We start from the raw sequence: 16,954 nt of genomic DNA on the forward strand, positions 1-16,954 counted from the left end.
CTTTTGATGAGTTGGCCATGAAGGCCTCGAGAAACCCGCATCCAGGACAATTGTCCACTGCTACCAAAAACCCATCGGTACGTCCGATATCACTGCAACACGTCCGTAGCCAACAGAGTAACTTCGGGAGCTTACTACAACTCGCCGAATACTTCTGGTCACATCGCATAATTAGGGAATACAAACAACTTACTTCCTGGGGGGCTGACTGGGGCGCAGATCGAGCTGGCTCGGAATGACGCGGGGATCACTTTGTAGTAAATACAGCACCGCCTGGGCAATATCCTGAGGTTGAATTTTCCAGGGGGCACCCATGGTGTTTCCAGCAAAGGGCGTGTCTACTGAACCAGGCAAGATGCTGGTAACACGAATACCGTAGTAGCGCAAATCGAGCATAGAGGCCTCGGAAAAGCCCAGCAGACCAAACTTGCTGGCATTGTAGGCCGCGCCGTTGGCAAAGGCATTCTTCCCGGCAAGGGAACCGATGTTGATGATGTGGCCCCCGCCCCGCCTCTGCATCGTCGGTACGGCCGCCCTGGTTGCAAAAAAAGGCCCGGTTAGGTTGGTTTGCAGCACTTGCTGCCACTCTTCCGGGGTAAGCTCGTGCACGGGCTTGAAAATACCCACCCCGGCATTGTTGATAAGATAGTCCAGACCGCCAAAATGGACCTCGAGCTGCTGTACGGCCCGCTCCAAATCCTCGTAGCGGGTCACATCGCCGGGCAAAGCTATACTGCTACCCAATTCCCCTGCAAGGCGAACCAATTTGGCTTGGCTACGGGCAAAAAGCCCCACCCCCACGCCATTAACAACCAGTTGCTTAGCAATCTCGAGGCCAATTCCAGAGGAGGCTCCGGTGACGAGAGCCACTTTCCCACGGAGTTTTGACATAGATCAATACTGCACAAAAAATGCAGGCGAACACAAGGTTCGCCCACACGATTCACCTGCCTTTACTTGGGTTTGTAAATATCTACCCCACCAGCCTTTTCCAGGCTCTGCATAAGGAACTGTGCGGTCACTAAGGGCTTGCTGTTGGCATCGCCGGGCAAGGTTCCGGCAAACACCTCGAGCACATCGGCATAGCCATCGCCATCGGAGTCTTTCATGGCTTTGAGCGTTTCGTATAGGGCTTCGCCGATGTTGCCCTTGAAGTTAGACCGAACTTCATTGCCAAATCCATTCCACGGGGCCCCGCCATTGGCATTGACGTGGCAATACTGACAACTAACCGTGCGTACGTCCCCACGATCGGCAACAAGGTTGAACTGCGTAATGGCTTGCAACCGATAGGGCCCTCGAGCCTGCACCAAAGGCAACAAAGCCACTGCCAACACCAGTACCAAAAAACCAACCTTACGCATTGTAGCCTCCTTTTAGGGCTGCACCGTGATTCTACCGTTCATGGTGGTAGCGTGGCTACCAACTCCACAGATATATTCAATCTCCCCCGCGATATTGAAAAACACTTTTTGACTTTCACCGCGTGCCAGAATTGGCGTGTTAAAGGCTAGGTTGTTAGGTATACCTGGACGACTCTGGGCATTGTGCACACTATTTGGATCGTCGTTGACAAACTCGATGCATCCTCCAACCTTAGTGATCACATTCGGGCTGTTGGTGTTGGCAAGCCTAAAACCGGTCTGTGTGCTGACCATCCTAATCACCTGACAGGAATCGGGGCTGGGATTGCTCGACTCGGTACACGACGCCAACAAAATCATCAGGATCACGAGGCCGATAATTCGCATAGCCTTAACTTACAAAAGCCCCTCAGGCCAAGTGTGGGTTTGGACAAGGAAAACCCTTGAGCTCTCCTTAACCCCGGTGAACCGATGACCCAACCAGCCTCTAGCCTAAAACCAACAAAGCACTGGTATCCGCTAACATCGTCTCATGTTGTGGCCTCCAACCCAAGCTACGCATGCGTAGCGGCTTTGGATTCATGTCGGCTACGTAGATCACGGCCAAGAGGCCAGCAGTGGACTGAAGAGCTGACTGGGCGGCTGTAGACCTATTCTTGAATCGGCTGCTCTTTGCGGGGAAGTCCAAACCTATGGGCCTCTACCAGCATCCGCAGGGCCTTGCCCCGGTGGGAGTGCACAGCTTTTTCCTCCAGGGTCATCTCGGCAAAGGTTTTGCCCACCTCGGGCAGGTAAAACAAGGGATCATAGCCAAAGCCCCATTCCCCCCTAGGGGCCTCGAGAATCTCTCCCTCGGTCTCGCCACGGTAGAGCTCCATGTAACCATCGGGGTAGGCAATCACCACCACGGCCACAAACTTGGCCTTGCGCTCGCCGACAGGAATTCCTTTGAGGCGCTCGAGCAAATACACATTGCGCTCGGTGTCGGTTTTTTTGTTGCCATAGCGGGCCGAGTACACCCCCGGCTCGCCCCCCAGGATCACCACTTCCAGCCCCGAGTCATCAGCCAGGGTGGGCATGCCGCTGTGCTTGGCCGCAAAAGCTGCCTTCAGCACCGCATTATCTTCGAAAGTAGAGCCCTCCTCAGGCGGCATCTTGAAGGGATAGTCGAGCAAGGAAAACAGCGTCCAACCCAACGGAGCAAGCCCTTCCTTGATCTCGCGGTACTTGCCTGGGTTGGAAGTGGCAATCAACAGACGCATCTAAATCATCTTAACCATAGATTGAATAAAAAGGAGGGATTATGGGCAGTTGGCAACGCCCAGAGCTGTGAACCAATGGCAAGCAGCCACGACCCACCCCCTCTTCCCTACCCCACATCGGCCTGCACTTCCAAGATATGTTTTTTACTGATTTCGGCCCTGCGCACATCTGGGGTACTGCGCCGCCAAAGTGAGGCTGGGCAGACGGGCCTCGGAGATTTGACAAACTGATCACAGTTGCTACAACTAGAGCAGTTTTCGGAAAGAATCCTGCAATCCTCAAAAGTCAAAGAACTGTGTTGAACTCGTTTTTTGCCGCTAGTCCTAGCGTCAAAAATAGAGGGAACCGCGATACGTCGCACAGCGTGCAGCGTAATTTACCCAGCACAACCAAAACCGTTGTACTGGGTATTCGTGGAAAGCGCTCTTGCTACAAGTTAAGGATTGATATGCAGTGAAGTTCCCAAAATGACGCGCTCAAAGCAACTACCATATATTAAGGGAGGCAAATCCATCCCAGGATTACCGGAGAACTAGGACACAGCTTAGCCTCCCATCAGCCACGGTTTCGTAGCTGTCCATGCACCCGTCGCACCATCTCGGGAATTTGGGTCAGTCCCAGTTCCAGCATGGCCTGATAGGTTGCCTTGGGCACCGGGCGGCCCTCTCCAGCCCCGTGCAACTCGATGATGTCGCCGGATTGTGTCGCAACCACCGTCAGATCGGCCCAGGCATTCTCATCTTCGATCTGGGTCAGGTCGAGCAACAGCGAGTTTTCGCCCATCCAACCCACGCTGACGGCAGCAAACTCGGTCAGGGGCCATTCATCAATCTTGCCCTGGTTCACCAGCCGATCCATGGCCATGTGCAGGGCTGCATAACCCCCCAACAACGAGGCCACCCTGGTTCCGCCATCGGCTTGGATGACATCAGCATCAATCACTATCGTCTTGCCCGGCAGCAAGCTCAAGTCCAGCGCAGCCCGGAAGGCCCGGCCTAAAAACCGCTGAATCTCTGCGGTACGGCCCGAGATTTTCTGCCGCTCGCGCTCCTTGCGCTCTTTGGTAGAACGGGGCAACAAGTTGTACTCAGCCATCAACCAGCCTTCGCGCCCCGAGACATGCCGGGGTACACCTTCGGTGAGTGAGACGTTCACCAACACCCGGGTATTCCCCAGTTCTACCAGGGCCGAGCCCTCAGGATAGTGAACATAACCCACCCGAACCGACAGGGGGCGGAGTTCGTGGGCTTGTCGTCCGTCTTTCCGGCTCATCGCCGTGACTTTACCACCAGAGAGGGGCTTAAGCCATAGCTGCTGTCGCTAACTCGAGGGGTTGTGCCCCCGGCCCTTTGTCGCTAAAATAACCCAGCGTGCCGGTGTAGCTCAGCGGTAGAGCACTCGATTCGTAATCGAGCGGTCGTCGGTTCAAGTCCGACCACCGGCTCCAACTAGCCCACGCCCCCTGTCTCGTTCTTCACATAGGATGCCGCCCATCCAGGCAGCATCTGTTCCATTCAAGATAGGCAAATCCCAACTCCGGGTGGCCCTGTTATTTTGAAGAGTCTCCCAATTTTGGGTCTAAGCCGCCTTTATTCTTCCCAGCCTATGCCAGTTGTTGCTTGATCCAAGGCACCAAGCTGGTCAGCGAATTCATAGCTGGAACCGAGTTTGCTAGTGGGCCGTAAACGACGAGGGGCACAGGATTATAGGTGTGTTGGGTGTGCCAGGATTCTTCAGCATTGCCGTGGTCGGCAGTAAGTACCAGTGTGGCCTGTGGATTGGCATTTAGAAAGCCGTCCAAAAAACGGTCTAGTTCAATAAACCGATCCTCCAGCTTGTCCTGCGCCCGGTGGGCCGAGTAGTCGAGAGCCCAGTTTTCGAGAATGGTGAGGTCATACTCTTCGGCAATCCGGGCAAAGCGTTGGCCCTCGGCTTGGGGTTTGGGCCAAAAAGCAGGCAATAGGGCCTGGGGATGATCTAGGGGCAGGAGCTCGAGTTCGGCCACCTTGGCGGCGAAGCCAAAGGCTGAAAGCAGATTACGACGGCTGCCCATCACCCTTCCCAGGTATTCCTGCCGGTAGCCGTTGGCGTGCAAAATCCTCAAGCCCTGACGGGCTGCCCAGATCTGGATACTATCCTGCCGCAACAATATCTGTAGCTTACTCAGGGGATGTGGCCCCTGGTGGTAACCCAGAATTTGGGCTGCATTGAGCCCGGTCAGCAAAGCAGTCTGGCCGGTTCCCGACTGGGGCAGGCCCTCTACCCCAAGCCTTGCATCCAAAACGCGATAGGCCAAACTGGCTTGGCTAAAGGATTGACCACTGAACCCACCACTCAAAGCCCGCAGGTTGGGCAAATTCAAGCGCAGTAGTGGGCTTCTGGGATCATGGGAGAGCCCTAACCCATCCACAAACAAGAAAGCCAGCACCAGGGCATTGTGCGCTTTAGGACAGGAAAGGTCAAATGAGCATGTTCTGCTCTTCTGCACTTGCAACCTGTAACACAGCTTAGACGGCGTTGGTATTGGCAGAATAGTGGGTGAAAGGAGCCATACTATGCCAGTACGTTCGGCCAACGCAGTCTGGAAAGGTACTTTGAAAGAAGGTAAAGGCCACCTGAAGCTCGAGAGTGGGGTGTATGAAGGGCCCTATACCTGGGCCTCGCGTTTTGCAGACGGTACTGAGACCAACCCCGAGGAACTAATCGGGGCGGCCCATGCGGGCTGCTATGCCATGTTTTTATCGGCCCTTTTGACCAATAACAATACCCCCTCCGAAGAACTCGAGGCTACCGCCAAAGTGCACCTAGGAGATGGCCCCACCATCACCAAAATCGAACTGCAGATGGTGGCCAAGGTACCGGGCATCAGTGCGGACAGGTTCCAGGAACTGGCCCAGGAAGCCAAGGCCAAGTGCCCCATTTCCAAAGCCTTGGCGGCAGTACCCGAGATTACCCTTGAAGCACGCTTGGTCTAAGCGGGAACCTGAATTACCCCATCTGGGCGGCCTAGAGGAGGAATGATCGGCCCGAACCTCCCGATATTGGGCTTGGTAAATGTCGGCAACAAAACGCTAGTCGTACAGCAAATGCCCATGAACTCTGCCAGCTCTAGCTTGGGTATTTAACTTGCTTGAACATCTATAGCGCCAGCGCTCGGCGTAGTGTTGAATAGAGGCGTGGAGTCAGACATTGCCCTGATGTCGCGCCTCGCCCAGGGGGATGAGCGTGCCTTGGAAGAGCTATATCGTCGCTATAGCCCCTCGCTGTACGCCCTTCTCCTGCGGATGCTCCAAAGCCGTGAGGAGGCCGAAGAGATCTTGCAAGACAGTTTTGTTCAGCTCTACCGGGAAGCTGCCCGCTACCAGCCTGAGCGCGGTGGCGTGACGGCTTTTTTGTTTACCATCGGGCGGAATTTTGCCCTGTCGCGCCTGCGCAGCCGGGGTGCCAGACCACAAAAAGTTGAAGATCACGACCTGCACAACCCCGAACAAGAGTTGGGGATATGGCGTGAGGACGATCCCACCGACCGGATTCTGGTCAGCCGGGCGCTTCGTAGGCTCGAGCCCACCGACCGCAAATTGCTGGAGGAAGCCTTTTACGACGGCTACAGCCATAGCGAGTTGGCCGAGCGCCACCACTTGCCTTTGGGTACGGTCAAAACCCGGCTGCGTCGGGCCCTGCTCAAACTGCGCGAGTACCTGGGGGGGACAGCGGTCTCGGAGGAAACATGACAGGCCTACGTGAACTACTACCCGACTACGCGCTGGACCTCCTGGAAGGCGAGGAAAAAGTCCGGCTCGAGCAGGCCTTGCAAACCTCTCCCGAGCTTCAAGCCGAGCTTGCCGAGCTTCGGGCGGCGTTGTTCAAGCTGCCCGAAAGCCTTCCGCCGGTAACACCGCCTCCCCGGCTCTGGGCCCAGGTGCGGCGTAAGGCTTTTCCCAGGCGGGATTTCTTGCGCTGGGTTGCAGTGGCGGTGGTGCTGGTGGGGCTGGGTTTAGGTGGATGGGGCGTTGAGCAATACCGCCGCTATCAGGCTTTGGCTGAAGAGCAGGCCAAGCTGGCCCGCTGGCTGAGCGACCCCGAGGTAAAGTGGCAGCCCATCAAAAACGACCAAGGCCAAGCCTTTGGCACCATGCTCTGGCGGGAAGAGGGGCCATGTCTAATGGTACTGCGCGAGCCACCACCCCGCGGCAAGGTTTATCAGGCCTGGGGCCGCAAAGGCGGCGAACCACCGGTTTCACTGGGGGTGTTCTCGGGGCGGGTTTTTGAGACCAACTACGAGGGCTTCGACCTGATGGGGGTGAGCCTCGAGCCCCCTGGCGGTAGTCCCCAACCTACCCAACCGCTGGGCCGGGTACCCACCTCATAGAGCGCTCTTCACAATTATTGAGCCGCTCACAACTCAATTGCAGGGTTCTGCACAGCACAGTTGCCTCCCGGATGGGAGGCAACGTCTGTGAAGAGTGCGATAATCTACACCCGATACCACCAACGGGTGAGCCACTTGAAGCTTTTGAGGGCTACCGTTACGATGCGCCCGTACCAGCCCCTGGGAAGCCAGGTTGGCCCAGTGATGGGAATCAACCGCTCGATGGCGATGGTCTGCACTTCAGTAAAGCGGTAGAGTCCCTCTTTGCCGTGCCGACGCCCCAGGCCAGAAGCCTTGAAGCCCCCCATGGTCGCATCCATCGAGGCCCACGCAGCGGCATAGCTCTCGTTGATGTTGACTGTTCCAGCCTGGATGCGCGAGGCCACCTTGCGGCCTTTACGAAGGTCTTTGGTCCACACGCTGGCGTTGAGGCCATACTCGCTGTGGTTGATGAGGGTGAGCACCCGCTCGAGGTCGCTAAACTTGTACAAGCTCACCACTGGGCCAAAAGTTTCCTCGCTGTGGACGCGCATTTCTGGTGTGACATTGGTCAGAACGGTGGGTTCGAAAAACAGAGAACCCAGATCGGGTCGCGCCTTGCCGCCTGCAAGGAGGGTTGCGCCTTTGGCCAGGGCATCCTGTACATGGGCTTGTACGGTGTCGAACTGCCGCTGGACGGTCAGGGAACCCATCTGTGAGCGGTGGTCGAGGGTGGCTCCCAGGCGCAGGGTCGAGGTTTTTTCAGCAAAGCGTCGGGCAAAGGCATCGAAAACTTTTTCGTGGATATAGATACGCTCGAGCGAGACACAAAGCTGCCCGGCATTGGCAAATGCCCCATGGATAGCGCCATCCACGGCGGCCTCGAGGTTGGCATCCTCCAGTACCAGCATGGGGTTCTTGCCGCCGAGCTCGAGGCTTACCCCAATCAACCGCTCACCCGCTTGGCGAGCGACTTTGCGCCCAGTGGGGGTGCTGCCGGTAAGGGCGATAAAATCTGCCGAAGCTACCAGAGCTGCGCCTACTTCGCCACTCCCAGTCACAATTTGGAAAAGTTCGCCGGGCAGACCAGCTTCCTCCATCAGAGCCTGAATCCAGAGGGCCGTAAAGGTGGTCTGGGGGTCGGGCTTGAGCACCACCGCGTTGCCCGCCATCAGCGCGGGAATGGGCTCGCTCACCGCCATCACCAGCGGATAATTCCAGGGCGAGATAACCCCCACCACCCCGACCGGATGGCGATGTTCCCAGGTCTGGGTCAGGCCTACAAAGGTTCCACCTGTGCGCCTTGGGCGCAGCCAGCCTGGGCTCCTGGTCGCATAGAACTGCGCCACAATGGCCGAGTCCAGCAGTTCTTCTTGGGCATCGCGGCGGGCTTTACCGGTTTCGTACTGGGTCAGATCGAGGATCTCGGCTTGCCGCTCCAGCAGCAGATCGTGGAAGCGCAGCATGATGCGGGCTCGAGACCTGGCATCCATTCGGGCCCAGGCCGGCTGGGCCTGCCGGGCACGCCCCACGGCCTGGCGCACGTCCTCGGGACTGCACAACGGTATAACCCCCAGCACTTTTCCATCGAAAGGAGAGTACAGGGTATGCGGAGTGCCCTGACCCGACACAAAGACCCGCCGGGCCAGTTGTTCCAGCAGCTCAGGGGTAAACTGAGGGGTCTCCCGTGGGGGATTAATTACCCGCAACCGTCCAGTTTCAATCATCTTAAAACCCATGGTGGGCCGAAAAAATCCTCGAGTCAATACCCCTCCTACACCCAGGTCGGCAAAGCATAAAAGCGCTTCCACATCGACCAAATGGGGACATTTGGGTATCAGCGGACTTACAAAATGGGGCCTTCGAGTATATGCTAGGGGCGTTCAAAAAGGTACGTTGGTTGGGCCATCCCAAGCAACGCCCACGACGGAGGTTTGCAATGTATCGTTCTCCACCTGGCGCTCGAGGTTTTTTGATCGCTATTGGGCTGTTGGGCGGGGCCCTGATGGTGGCTGCGCTGGCGGGGCTCCTGCTGTTCTGGGCCCTGCAGGCGGCTTTCCCCAGGCCGGTAGAAGAAGGTTATCCGGGCTACCTGACTCTGATTTTTGGCACGCTCGTCCTGATTCCCATTCTGGTTGTACTGGGGCGCAGGGTGCCCTACCTCACCGACTGGTACTATCTGCTTCCGGCCATCACCTTCTTGCTGGCTTTCACCGTATTCCCCATCATCCTGACCATCTACTACGCGTTTACCGACTACACCGGTATTCGCAACGGCAAACCCGACCGCTCCACCGAAACCGCCATCGTGCGGGTAGAGGGGCGGCAGTTATTCGTGGAGGGCAACGCCCACGACCTCTTGCGCTGCGACGAGCCCGACTGTGCCGGCCAGGCCCTGGAGATCACCACCCGTACCCAGCGGGCCCGCGTTCGGGTCGAGCAGGCCAGCGGCAATACCATCACCCTCACCGCACTCCCACCCTTCGCACCCGCCCTCGTCTACAAGATCAACGAGTTCAGGTTCATCGGCTTCCGCAACTTTGTGGAAATCTTCAGCCGTGCCGGTACGGTGCTGATTCCCGTTCTGGTCTGGAACATCATTTTTGCGGCAGGGGCGGTTGTGGTGGGGGCCATCCCCGGTCTCATCCTGGGCCTGATGCTCAACAACAAAAACCTGGCCTTGCGGGGTTTTTATCGCACAGCCCTGATTATCTCCTGGGCCATCCCGGTGGTCATCAGCGTGCAGATCTTCACGGCCATGCTCAATGTGCAGTTTGGTCCTATCAACCGCCTGCTGGGACTGCTGGGCGCTTACCCCATTCCCTGGCTCACCGACCCCGAGTGGTTCAAGATGTCGGCCCTGCTGATTAGCCTGTGGCTGGGCTTCCCGTACTGGATGACGGCCACCCTGGGCGCGCTGTCCACCATCCCGGACGACGTCTACGAAGCAGCTAAAATTGACGGAGCCAACGGCCTTCAAACCCTCACCGGCATCACCCTGCCCCTGCTGCGCCAGCCCTTTATCCCGCTGTTGCTGGGCTCTTTTGCTTTCAACTTCAACAACTTCGGCCTGATCTACCTGATGGGCCCCCAGCCAGGGGTCGAGGGGCGGCCTTCCACCGCCCAGGCCGGCGACATCCTGATCACCTGGGCCTATAAAACCGCCTTCCAGGCCGATGGGGGGCAGGCGTATGGCCTAGGCGGGGCCATCTCCATCCTGATTTTTTTCCTCACCGTAGCCATTAGCTTAATCAACTTCCGCTTCACCGGGGCTTTGCGGGAGGTGCGCTGATGGCCACCCTTTCACGTTACCTTGGCTGGGCCCTATTTGGGCTGCTGGTGGCCTGGGTGCTGTTTGTCTATTTTCCCGGCCTGTTGGCCCGCATCCAGCCCAACACCCCCCCTGGCTTCGTCCGTATCGAGAACGGCTGGGTCTATGCCCTGGGTGGCCTTCTGGTGGTGATGGGCCTGATTGTGCTGTACGCCTGGCTGGCCACCCTGCTGGCCAACCGGCGAACCCAGCGCAAGCGCAGTTTCTGGCCGCTGGTGGGGCAGGGGCTCACGCACCTGTTTATGTTCCTGGTGCTGGTCTTTGCCTACTACCCGGTGCTGCAGATTCTGGCGGCTTCGTTTGACCCCCGCAACACCCTGTACCGCATCCTGCCCCCCGCCAGCGACAACCTGCTGGTGCGGGCTCGAGTGATACCGGACTTTTCCCAGCTCAGTTGGGAAAACTACGCCAAGCTATTCGATGGTTTTATCCTCTACCCCTACCAAGCCGTCTTGCTTGTGGTAGCGGTGCTGTGCTTGTTGTTGGTGCTGATGCTGGCGGGCTACCGTCGCTTTATCGGCGATACCGATAGCGACAGCAGTCTGGGGAAGCTGCAGGGGCGCAGCCTGACGGCCTTTGCCCTCCTGAGCTTCATCCTGGTCATTTTCCTTTCCCCTGAGCAGTTTACCGGCCAGGGCACCGAGGCCAAGTTTGTGCTCTGGGTGCGCAATACCCTGTTTGTCTCGGGCATTACCGGCATCCTGGCGGTGCTGCTCACGGCCACGGCGGGCTATGCCTTTGCCCGTTTTAGCTTCCCAGGCCGTTATTCCATGCTACTGGTCTTCATCTTCATCCAGATGTTTCCCGGTTTTTTGGGGTTGGTGGCAACCTACGTTTTGATCTCCAACCTGGGCCTGCTGAACACCTTTACCGGCCTGGTACTGGCCTACTCAGGCGGAATTATCAGCTTCGGCACCTGGGTGTACAAAGGGTTTTTGGAGAGCATCTCTAAAAGCCTGGAGGAGGCGGCCCTGATTGACGGGGCCAGCAAGTGGCAGGTGTTTACCAAAATCCTGATGCCGCTTTCGGCCCCCATGTTCGTGTTTATCTTCTTGCTGCAGTTTGTGGGTACTTACTCGGAGTTCATCGTGGCCAACCTGTTCCTCACCGGTGTGGACTCCTGGACGGTGGGGATGGGCCTGCGCAACTTCACTACCGGGCAGTTCTCCACCCGCTGGGGGCTGTTTGCGGCGGCCTCGGTGCTGGGTTCGCTGCCCATCCTGCTGACCTTCTATGGTTTCCAGCGCTACTTTGTTTCGGGGTATACCGCGGGCTCGGTGAAGGAGTGATCCGTATTTCGGCAGTATCGTTCACTTCGGCAAGCCTAAACGATACTATCGAAATACTTTTCTACTCCCTTCGGTCGGCTTGAATCCTTCACCTCTGACTGCGTCCTACGGTGAAGGATTCAAGCGGAAACGGTATGATACCGGAATGGCCGTCACCAAGCTCAAGCGGTTGTACTGTTGAATCGTGCTCGCCAGATAAAGCGAAGCGACTATGTTGGGTATGGCATAAAATGCAAGGGTGAATCGCGCACACGACTGGTTTTTACAAGCCGAGCAGGATCTCAGTATGAGCCAGATCGCGCATGAGGCCGGACGACACGAGTGGGCCTGCTTTGCAGCCCATCAAGCTGCCGAGAAAGCCCTCAAGGCACTTCACTTGTGGCACGGGCAGGAGGCCTGGGGGCACATAATTGCTCGTCTGTTGCGCGAACTGCCCCTTCAGGTACCCACAGATTTGCTGGATAAGGCCCGCTACCTCGATGCGCTTTACATTCCGACGCGATACCCCGATGCATTTCCAGAGGGTGCACCGGCGGAGCACTATGGTGCATTGCAAAGCAAGGAGGCAATCTTGTATGCCCAAGCGATCCTTGGATACGTCCTTACTGAGATGGCCGGGGCGGGATGAGGTAGAAAAAGCCCTGAAACAATGGATCAACCGCCTCGAGCTGCCTGGACTACTGGCAATTGGCTACTTTGGTTCCTATGCGCGAGGCGAGTCGGGCCCCGGCAGCGACCTGGATCTGGTTTTGATTGTTCAGCAAGCCGATGCCCCGGCCTGGGCGCGGGTGCTGGAGCTTCCGCTCGAGCAGCTGCCCGTCCCGGCTGAGGCCCTGGTTTATACGCTGGCGGAGTGGAACTCCCTGCCCAAAAGTAGACCCCGCTTTGCGAAAACCTTAGCGCAGGAAACTTGCTGGCTGCGACCCCCACCCTAGCTTTTTGGGCGCAAACCGCCTAGTCTTGGGCCATGCATTATCACGACTGGGAGCCTTTTTGCGTAGACCCCCTGAAGCCTGAGCTGGGGCAGGAAATCACGCTGCGCCTGCGCACCCCGGCCCAGGCCGGTTTTCTGATCCTCGAGCGCTACGGCGAGGTAGAGCGGCGGCCCATGAAAGCCGTGCCGGGCGGGCTGGAAATCAGGCTCCCGCTTCACACCTCTCCTTTGCGGTACTGCTTTTTTCTGACCGAGGGAAAGGCCTACCTCGCAGCAGATGGGCTACAGGGCCCCATGCCCCGCTACGACAAGTTTTTTCATTTGCTGGCCCAGCCCACCGTGCCCGACTGGGCGGTGGGGACGGTGTTTTATCAGATATTTCCCGACCGTTTTTGCAACGGCAACCCCAGCAACGACCCCCAGACTGGCGAATGGGTGTATATGGGACAACCCATCGTGCGCAAAGAATGGGACGAACCCTTGAGTTACGGGCCGGGCGAGGGGCCTATCCAGCACTATGGCGGCGACCTAGAAGGTATCCTCGAGAAACTCGACTACCTGCAGTCGCTGGGCATTGAGACCATCTACCTCAACCCCGTCTTGCCTTCCCGCTCTAACCACCGCTACGACGGGCTGGACTATCTGAATGTGGATCCACACTTGGGCGGCAACGAAGCCTTCAATAAGCTGGTGGAGGCTATGCACCAGCGTGGTATGAAACTGGTGCTGGACGGTGTGTTCAACCACATCGGCAACACCCACCCCGACTTCCAGAAAGCCCTGCAAGACCCCACCGCCCCCGAGGCCGGACAGTTTACTTTTTACGCCGACGGCTCGTACGCCGCCTTCTACGGGGTCAAAACCCTGCCCAAGCTGGATTACGCCAACCCCCTCACGGTAGAACGCTGGATTGACGGCTACCACGCTCCGGTGCGGCACTGGATCCGTAAGGGCGCCGATGGCTGGCGGCTGGACGTGGCCCACCAGATGGGCGAAGGGGGCACCGACCGTCGCAACGCGGAAATCCTGCGGCTAATCAAACACAACAGCATGGAGGAGAACCCCGAGGCCTTTGTGTTTGGCGAGCTGTTCTTCGACACCCTGCCCACGCTGCGGGCCCACACCCTGGATGGCTCCATGCACTACGCCGGGTTTGCCAACCCCGTGATGGAGTGGTTATCGGGCAAAAATGTGTACGGCTGGGAGGTGGAGGTCTCGACCGAGCAACTTTGGGAGACCCTCTGGGATCACTACACCGCCCTGCCGCTGCAACTCCGCCAAAGCATGTACACCCTCATCAGCAGCCACGATATACCCCGGGCCTTGTGGCGACTGCGGGGGAATGTGGAGCGGTTCAAACTGGCGCTTGGCATTCTATTCACCTTCCCTGGCGCACCGGGGCTCTACTACGGCGACGAAATTGGGCTCGACCAGACCAACCCCTACGACGATTGGAATGGTGACCCCATGTGCCGGGGAACCTTTCCCTGGAATGAGCAAAAGTGGAACCAGGATGTGTTGGACTGGACCAAAAGACTCATCCACCTCAAGCAAACCATTCCGGCTCTACGGCGCGGCGGATTGCAACCATTACAGGTTTCAGGCAAACTGCTTTCCTTTAAGCGGATCTATGCCGGGGAAGAAGTATGGGTGTATGTAGCTTTAGAACCTACGCAAGTTCAGCTTCCACCTAGCGAAAACCTGCTTTCGAGGCAGTCTACTGCTGGCTGGGTAACGCTACAGGGTTTAGGGATCTTCCGACTAATGAAGTAATCGGCAGGGCCGTGTTCAAACAACGCCCCGCGCATCTCACAGAGCAACCCAGCAGACATACCCCAAGCTAGACAGGATCATACCGTTTCCGCTTGAATCCTTCACCGCCATGCGTAGTCAAAGGTGAAGGATTCAAGCCGACCCAAGGGAGTAGAAGTGCATTTCGGCAGTATCGTTTAGGCTTTCAATAGTGAACGATACTGCCGGAATGCGTATCAATGGTATGAACTGCCCTAATGTGGAGATCCTCGGCCGGTATTCGAATTCCTGACTCAAACCGCAGACGGGTACCCCAAGCCTGCTACACTGGTTGTTTGGAGTTTTGGCCTGTTTAGGCGTACCTCTTATGCACAAAATTGTGGAATCCCTGGACTTCGACCGCATCCGCCGAGCTTTGGTGGAACGTGCTTCAACCTTTATGGGGCAAGAAGCGTTAGCATCGCTGCTACCCAAAAACTCCATCGCAGAAGCATTGACCCTGCAAGCCACGGTGGCCGAGGCATTGGCTTATCCATATCGGTTGGGGGGTATTTCCGATTTGCGGCCCGCGCTGGCCTCCGCGAGGGAGGGATTACGTTTGGAGGGGCTGCAACTACGTGAGGTGGCTGGAAGTCTGGAATCGGCAGTTGCGCTCAAGCATGAGCTGTTGGAAATTGGCGACTACCTTAAGGCCCTGGCGGTTCGCATTGGCGAGCACACCTTCTTCCTGAGGCGCATCCGCGAGTGTCTGGACGAGGCTGGGAACGTCCGCGACGATGCCACCCCCCGCTTGCGCGAGATTCGCCGCCGGGTCAATCCGCTGCGCGAGCAGATTCAGGACAGGCTGCAACATCTGATGGATCGCAATCCGGAGGCTATCCAGGAACGCTTCATCACCATTCGGCGCGATCGCTATGTGGTTCCGGTCAAGGCCAGTTTTCAGAACAAAATCTCGGGCATCATTCTCGACCAGTCCGATTCGGGTTTGACGGTCTATATGGAGCCAACCTCGGTGGTTCCACTCAACAATCAACTGGCTAGCCTGAAGTTGGAAGAGGACGCCGAAGTCAACCGGGTGCTGTTTGAATTGTCGGCGATTTTGGGCAATGATGTCGAGCTGGACGAAACGTTGCAATCCCTCACCGAACTCGATATTGCCAGGGCAGCAGCGAATCTAGCAGAAGACTGGCAATTAGCCCGACCCCGGTTGAATCAGGATGGGCTCTACAGATTGAAAGCTGCCCGTCACCCCCTGATTACCAACCCCATCAGCAACGACCTCGAGCTTTCCCAAGAGCATAGAATCCTGCTCATTACCGGCCCCAACATGGGGGGCAAGACCGCATTTCTCAAGACCCTGGGCCTCGCAGTGCTGATGGCCCAGTGCGGGCTCTTTGTGGCTGCGGAGAGGGCAGAGATCGCCTTCCCTGACCAATTGTTCGTAGATATCGGCGACCAACAGTCCATTCAGGAGAGCCTCTCCACTTTTGCAGCCCACGTATTGCAGCTCAAGGAGGTGCTGATCTCGGCGACCCCGCATAGCCTGGTGCTGATTGACGAGCTAGGCTCCGGCACCGATCCCGAGGAGGGTGCAGCCCTATCCCAAGCTTTTGTAGAGGGGTTACTGGCCAAGGAGGTGCGCGGTCTGATCACCACCCACCTCTCCCCCCTCAAGGCTTTTGCCCAGGACACCCCAGGTGTACGGAATGCCTCGATGCGCTTTGATCTGGAAAACCTGCGCCCTACCTACCAGTTGGTAGTCGGAGCGCCGGGACGTAGCTATGCCCTTTCGATTGCCCAGCGGCTGGGCTTTCCACAGGCCGAGGTGGAACGGGCCAAAGAACTGCTGGGGCCAGAAGGGGGACGCCTCGAGCGCCTGCTGGCCTCGCTCGAGGCCGAGCGGGAACGCCTACGTACCCAGAGCCAGGCAGCCCAAACCCAGCAGCAAGAAGCCGCCCGTCTTCAGCAAGAGTTAACCCAGCAACTCGCCGAGCTAGCAAAGCACAAGGAACGGTTACTGGAAGAGGCCCGGGTCGCAGCCGAACAGGTGGTACAAGAGGCCCAGGAGCGGGTGCGGCAAACCCGTGAACGCAGCAAAACCCAGGGGCAGGGGCAGGTCTTGCAAGAACTCCTCCTGCTTCGCAACCAATACCAACGCCCCGAAAAAACCGCACCACTCAAGACGGGTTTTCGGGTGGGATCGGTGGTGGACGTACCCGAGTATGGCGGTCAGGGCACCATTGTAGAACTGAGAAGCCAGGAAGCGGTGTTGCAAATGGGAGCGGTGCGGCTCACCGTGCCATTGGCGCGGCTACAGCTCAAAGAAGAACCCAGGCCCCCAAAATCTGCGGGGCGCGTTCAACATAAAACCAAAATTGCTACTGAACTCAATCTGCGGGGCCTTACGGTTGAGGAGGCCTTGCTGGCCGTTGACGATTATCTGACAGAAGCCAAAGCTACCGCCACGACCCCCGTGCGCCTCCTCCATGGCAAGGGTACCGGAGCCTTGCGCAATGCTCTACGGGATTCACTCAAACGCGACCGGCGGGTGGAAAACTTCCACGACGCTGTGCCCCACGAGGGCGGCCACGGGGTAACGGTGGTGCATTTGAAAGTTTAGAGGCCGATGGTTCGCTATGCAATCTCACGTAAACCAACAACATGAGTTGATTC

Annotated in this window: 16 protein-coding genes and 1 tRNA gene; 10 read left to right on the forward strand and 7 right to left on the reverse strand. The window is 57.6% G+C overall.

The window, feature by feature from the left end:
• Nucleotides 1-189 precede the first annotated feature (189 nt).
• The 5 genes from WKI89_RS00420 to rph all read right to left on the reverse strand — a co-directional run bounded on the left by WKI89_RS00420 (nt 190) and on the right by rph (nt 3,899).
• A complete protein-coding gene (locus WKI89_RS00420) occupies nt 190-891 on the reverse strand; it encodes an SDR family oxidoreductase (protein ID WP_337867239.1) in 702 nt (233 codons plus the stop codon).
• 62 nt (nt 892-953) lie between these two features.
• Nucleotides 954-1,364, reverse strand: a complete 411-nt coding sequence (locus tag WKI89_RS00425; RefSeq protein ID WP_337867240.1) for a thrombospondin type 3 repeat-containing protein — start codon at nt 1,362-1,364, stop codon at nt 954-956.
• A 12-nt stretch (nt 1,365-1,376) separates the two neighbouring features.
• On the reverse strand, nt 1,377-1,751 hold the full coding sequence (locus tag WKI89_RS00430; RefSeq protein ID WP_337867241.1) for a hypothetical protein: 375 nt from the start codon (nt 1,749-1,751) through the stop codon (nt 1,377-1,379).
• Nucleotides 1,752-2,014: 263 nt separating this feature from the next.
• Nucleotides 2,015-2,626 carry an RdgB/HAM1 family non-canonical purine NTP pyrophosphatase gene (gene rdgB, locus WKI89_RS00435; protein ID WP_337867242.1) on the reverse strand — a complete coding sequence of 204 codons (612 nt, stop codon included), beginning with the start codon at nt 2,624-2,626 and terminating at the stop codon, nt 2,015-2,017.
• A gap of 556 nt (nt 2,627-3,182) precedes the next feature.
• Complete coding sequence (gene rph / locus WKI89_RS00440) at nt 3,183-3,899, reverse strand: ribonuclease PH (protein ID WP_337867243.1); 717 nt, start codon at nt 3,897-3,899, stop codon at nt 3,183-3,185.
• 100 nt (nt 3,900-3,999) lie between these two features.
• Here rph and WKI89_RS00445 point away from each other — a divergent pair.
• Nucleotides 4,000-4,074 (forward strand) — tRNA-Thr (locus tag WKI89_RS00445).
• A 156-nt stretch (nt 4,075-4,230) separates the two neighbouring features.
• Here WKI89_RS00445 and WKI89_RS00450 read toward each other — a convergent pair.
• Nucleotides 4,231-5,055, reverse strand: a complete 825-nt coding sequence (locus WKI89_RS00450; RefSeq protein ID WP_337867244.1) for a metalloenzyme — start codon at nt 5,053-5,055, stop codon at nt 4,231-4,233.
• Between the two features lie 127 nt (nt 5,056-5,182).
• Here WKI89_RS00450 and WKI89_RS00455 point away from each other — a divergent pair, with 127 nt between their 5' ends.
• The 3 genes from WKI89_RS00455 (at nt 5,183) to WKI89_RS00465 (ending at nt 6,996) form a co-directional block, all read left to right on the forward strand.
• Nucleotides 5,183-5,602, forward strand: a complete 420-nt coding sequence (locus WKI89_RS00455) for an OsmC family protein (protein WP_337867245.1) — start codon at nt 5,183-5,185, stop codon at nt 5,600-5,602.
• A gap of 201 nt (nt 5,603-5,803) precedes the next feature.
• Nucleotides 5,804-6,358, forward strand: a complete 555-nt coding sequence (locus tag WKI89_RS00460; protein WP_337867246.1) for a sigma-70 family RNA polymerase sigma factor — start codon at nt 5,804-5,806, stop codon at nt 6,356-6,358.
• On the forward strand, nt 6,355-6,996 hold the full coding sequence (locus tag WKI89_RS00465) for an anti-sigma factor (protein WP_337867247.1): 642 nt from the start codon (nt 6,355-6,357) through the stop codon (nt 6,994-6,996). Before WKI89_RS00460 ends, WKI89_RS00465 begins: the two co-directional genes overlap by 4 nt.
• Nucleotides 6,997-7,100: 104 nt before the next feature.
• On the opposite strand, the gene WKI89_RS00470 is transcribed toward WKI89_RS00465, so the two are convergent.
• Entirely contained in the window at nt 7,101-8,702 is a 1,602-nt protein-coding gene (locus WKI89_RS00470; protein ID WP_337867248.1) for a succinic semialdehyde dehydrogenase, read from the reverse strand.
• 212 nt (nt 8,703-8,914) lie between these two features.
• Between WKI89_RS00470 and WKI89_RS00475 the strand changes: the two genes are divergently transcribed.
• The 6 genes from WKI89_RS00475 to WKI89_RS00500 all read left to right on the forward strand — a co-directional run bounded on the left by WKI89_RS00475 (nt 8,915) and on the right by WKI89_RS00500 (nt 16,901).
• On the forward strand, nt 8,915-10,267 hold the full coding sequence (locus tag WKI89_RS00475; RefSeq protein ID WP_337867249.1) for an ABC transporter permease subunit: 1,353 nt from the start codon (nt 8,915-8,917) through the stop codon (nt 10,265-10,267).
• Nucleotides 10,267-11,595, forward strand: coding sequence for a sugar ABC transporter permease (locus WKI89_RS00480; RefSeq protein WP_337867250.1), 1,329 nt, complete (start codon nt 10,267-10,269; stop codon nt 11,593-11,595). Before WKI89_RS00475 ends, WKI89_RS00480 begins: the two co-directional genes overlap by 1 nt.
• Nucleotides 11,596-11,833: 238 nt before the next feature.
• Nucleotides 11,834-12,223 carry a HEPN domain-containing protein gene (locus tag WKI89_RS00485; RefSeq protein ID WP_337867251.1) on the forward strand — a complete coding sequence of 130 codons (390 nt, stop codon included), beginning with the start codon at nt 11,834-11,836 and terminating at the stop codon, nt 12,221-12,223.
• Nucleotides 12,171-12,530 carry a nucleotidyltransferase domain-containing protein gene (locus WKI89_RS00490; RefSeq protein WP_337867252.1) on the forward strand — a complete coding sequence of 120 codons (360 nt, stop codon included), beginning with the start codon at nt 12,171-12,173 and terminating at the stop codon, nt 12,528-12,530. Before WKI89_RS00485 ends, WKI89_RS00490 begins: the two co-directional genes overlap by 53 nt.
• A gap of 32 nt (nt 12,531-12,562) precedes the next feature.
• The gene (locus WKI89_RS00495) at nt 12,563-14,302 is read left to right on the forward strand and encodes a glycoside hydrolase family 13 protein (protein WP_337867253.1); all 1,740 of its coding nucleotides are present in this window, start codon (nt 12,563-12,565) and stop codon (nt 14,300-14,302) included.
• Between the two features lie 346 nt (nt 14,303-14,648).
• Nucleotides 14,649-16,901 (forward strand): endonuclease MutS2, encoded by a 2,253-nt coding sequence (locus WKI89_RS00500; protein ID WP_337867254.1) that lies wholly within the window; start codon nt 14,649-14,651, stop codon nt 16,899-16,901.
• Nucleotides 16,902-16,954 lie beyond the last annotated feature (53 nt).

The organism is Meiothermus sp. (assembly GCF_037443965.1).
Classification (GTDB): domain Bacteria; phylum Deinococcota; class Deinococci; order Deinococcales; family Thermaceae; genus Meiothermus.

What these genes read in the sequence shown, in the direction of transcription:
- WKI89_RS00420 (WP_337867239.1), bottom strand. Translation starts at nt 891, where the DNA reads ATGTCAAAACTCCGTGGGAAAGTGGCTCTCGTCACCGGAGCCTCCTCT.
- WKI89_RS00425 (WP_337867240.1), bottom strand. Translation starts at nt 1,364, where the DNA reads ATGCGTAAGGTTGGTTTTTTGGTACTGGTGTTGGCAGTGGCTTTGTTG.
- WKI89_RS00430 (WP_337867241.1), bottom strand. Translation starts at nt 1,751, where the DNA reads ATGCGAATTATCGGCCTCGTGATCCTGATGATTTTGTTGGCGTCGTGT.
- rdgB (WP_337867242.1), bottom strand. Translation starts at nt 2,626, where the DNA reads ATGCGTCTGTTGATTGCCACTTCCAACCCAGGCAAGTACCGCGAGATC.
- rph (WP_337867243.1), bottom strand. Translation starts at nt 3,899, where the DNA reads ATGAGCCGGAAAGACGGACGACAAGCCCACGAACTCCGCCCCCTGTCG.
- WKI89_RS00455 (WP_337867245.1), top strand. Translation starts at nt 5,183, where the DNA reads ATGCCAGTACGTTCGGCCAACGCAGTCTGGAAAGGTACTTTGAAAGAA.
- WKI89_RS00465 (WP_337867247.1), top strand. Translation starts at nt 6,355, where the DNA reads ATGACAGGCCTACGTGAACTACTACCCGACTACGCGCTGGACCTCCTG.
- WKI89_RS00470 (WP_337867248.1), bottom strand. Translation starts at nt 8,702, where the DNA reads ATGATTGAAACTGGACGGTTGCGGGTAATTAATCCCCCACGGGAGACC.
- WKI89_RS00475 (WP_337867249.1), top strand. Translation starts at nt 8,915, where the DNA reads ATGTATCGTTCTCCACCTGGCGCTCGAGGTTTTTTGATCGCTATTGGG.
- WKI89_RS00480 (WP_337867250.1), top strand. Translation starts at nt 10,267, where the DNA reads ATGGCCACCCTTTCACGTTACCTTGGCTGGGCCCTATTTGGGCTGCTG.
- WKI89_RS00490 (WP_337867252.1), top strand. Translation starts at nt 12,171, where the DNA reads ATGCCCAAGCGATCCTTGGATACGTCCTTACTGAGATGGCCGGGGCGG.
- WKI89_RS00495 (WP_337867253.1), top strand. Translation starts at nt 12,563, where the DNA reads ATGCATTATCACGACTGGGAGCCTTTTTGCGTAGACCCCCTGAAGCCT.
- WKI89_RS00500 (WP_337867254.1), top strand. Translation starts at nt 14,649, where the DNA reads ATGCACAAAATTGTGGAATCCCTGGACTTCGACCGCATCCGCCGAGCT.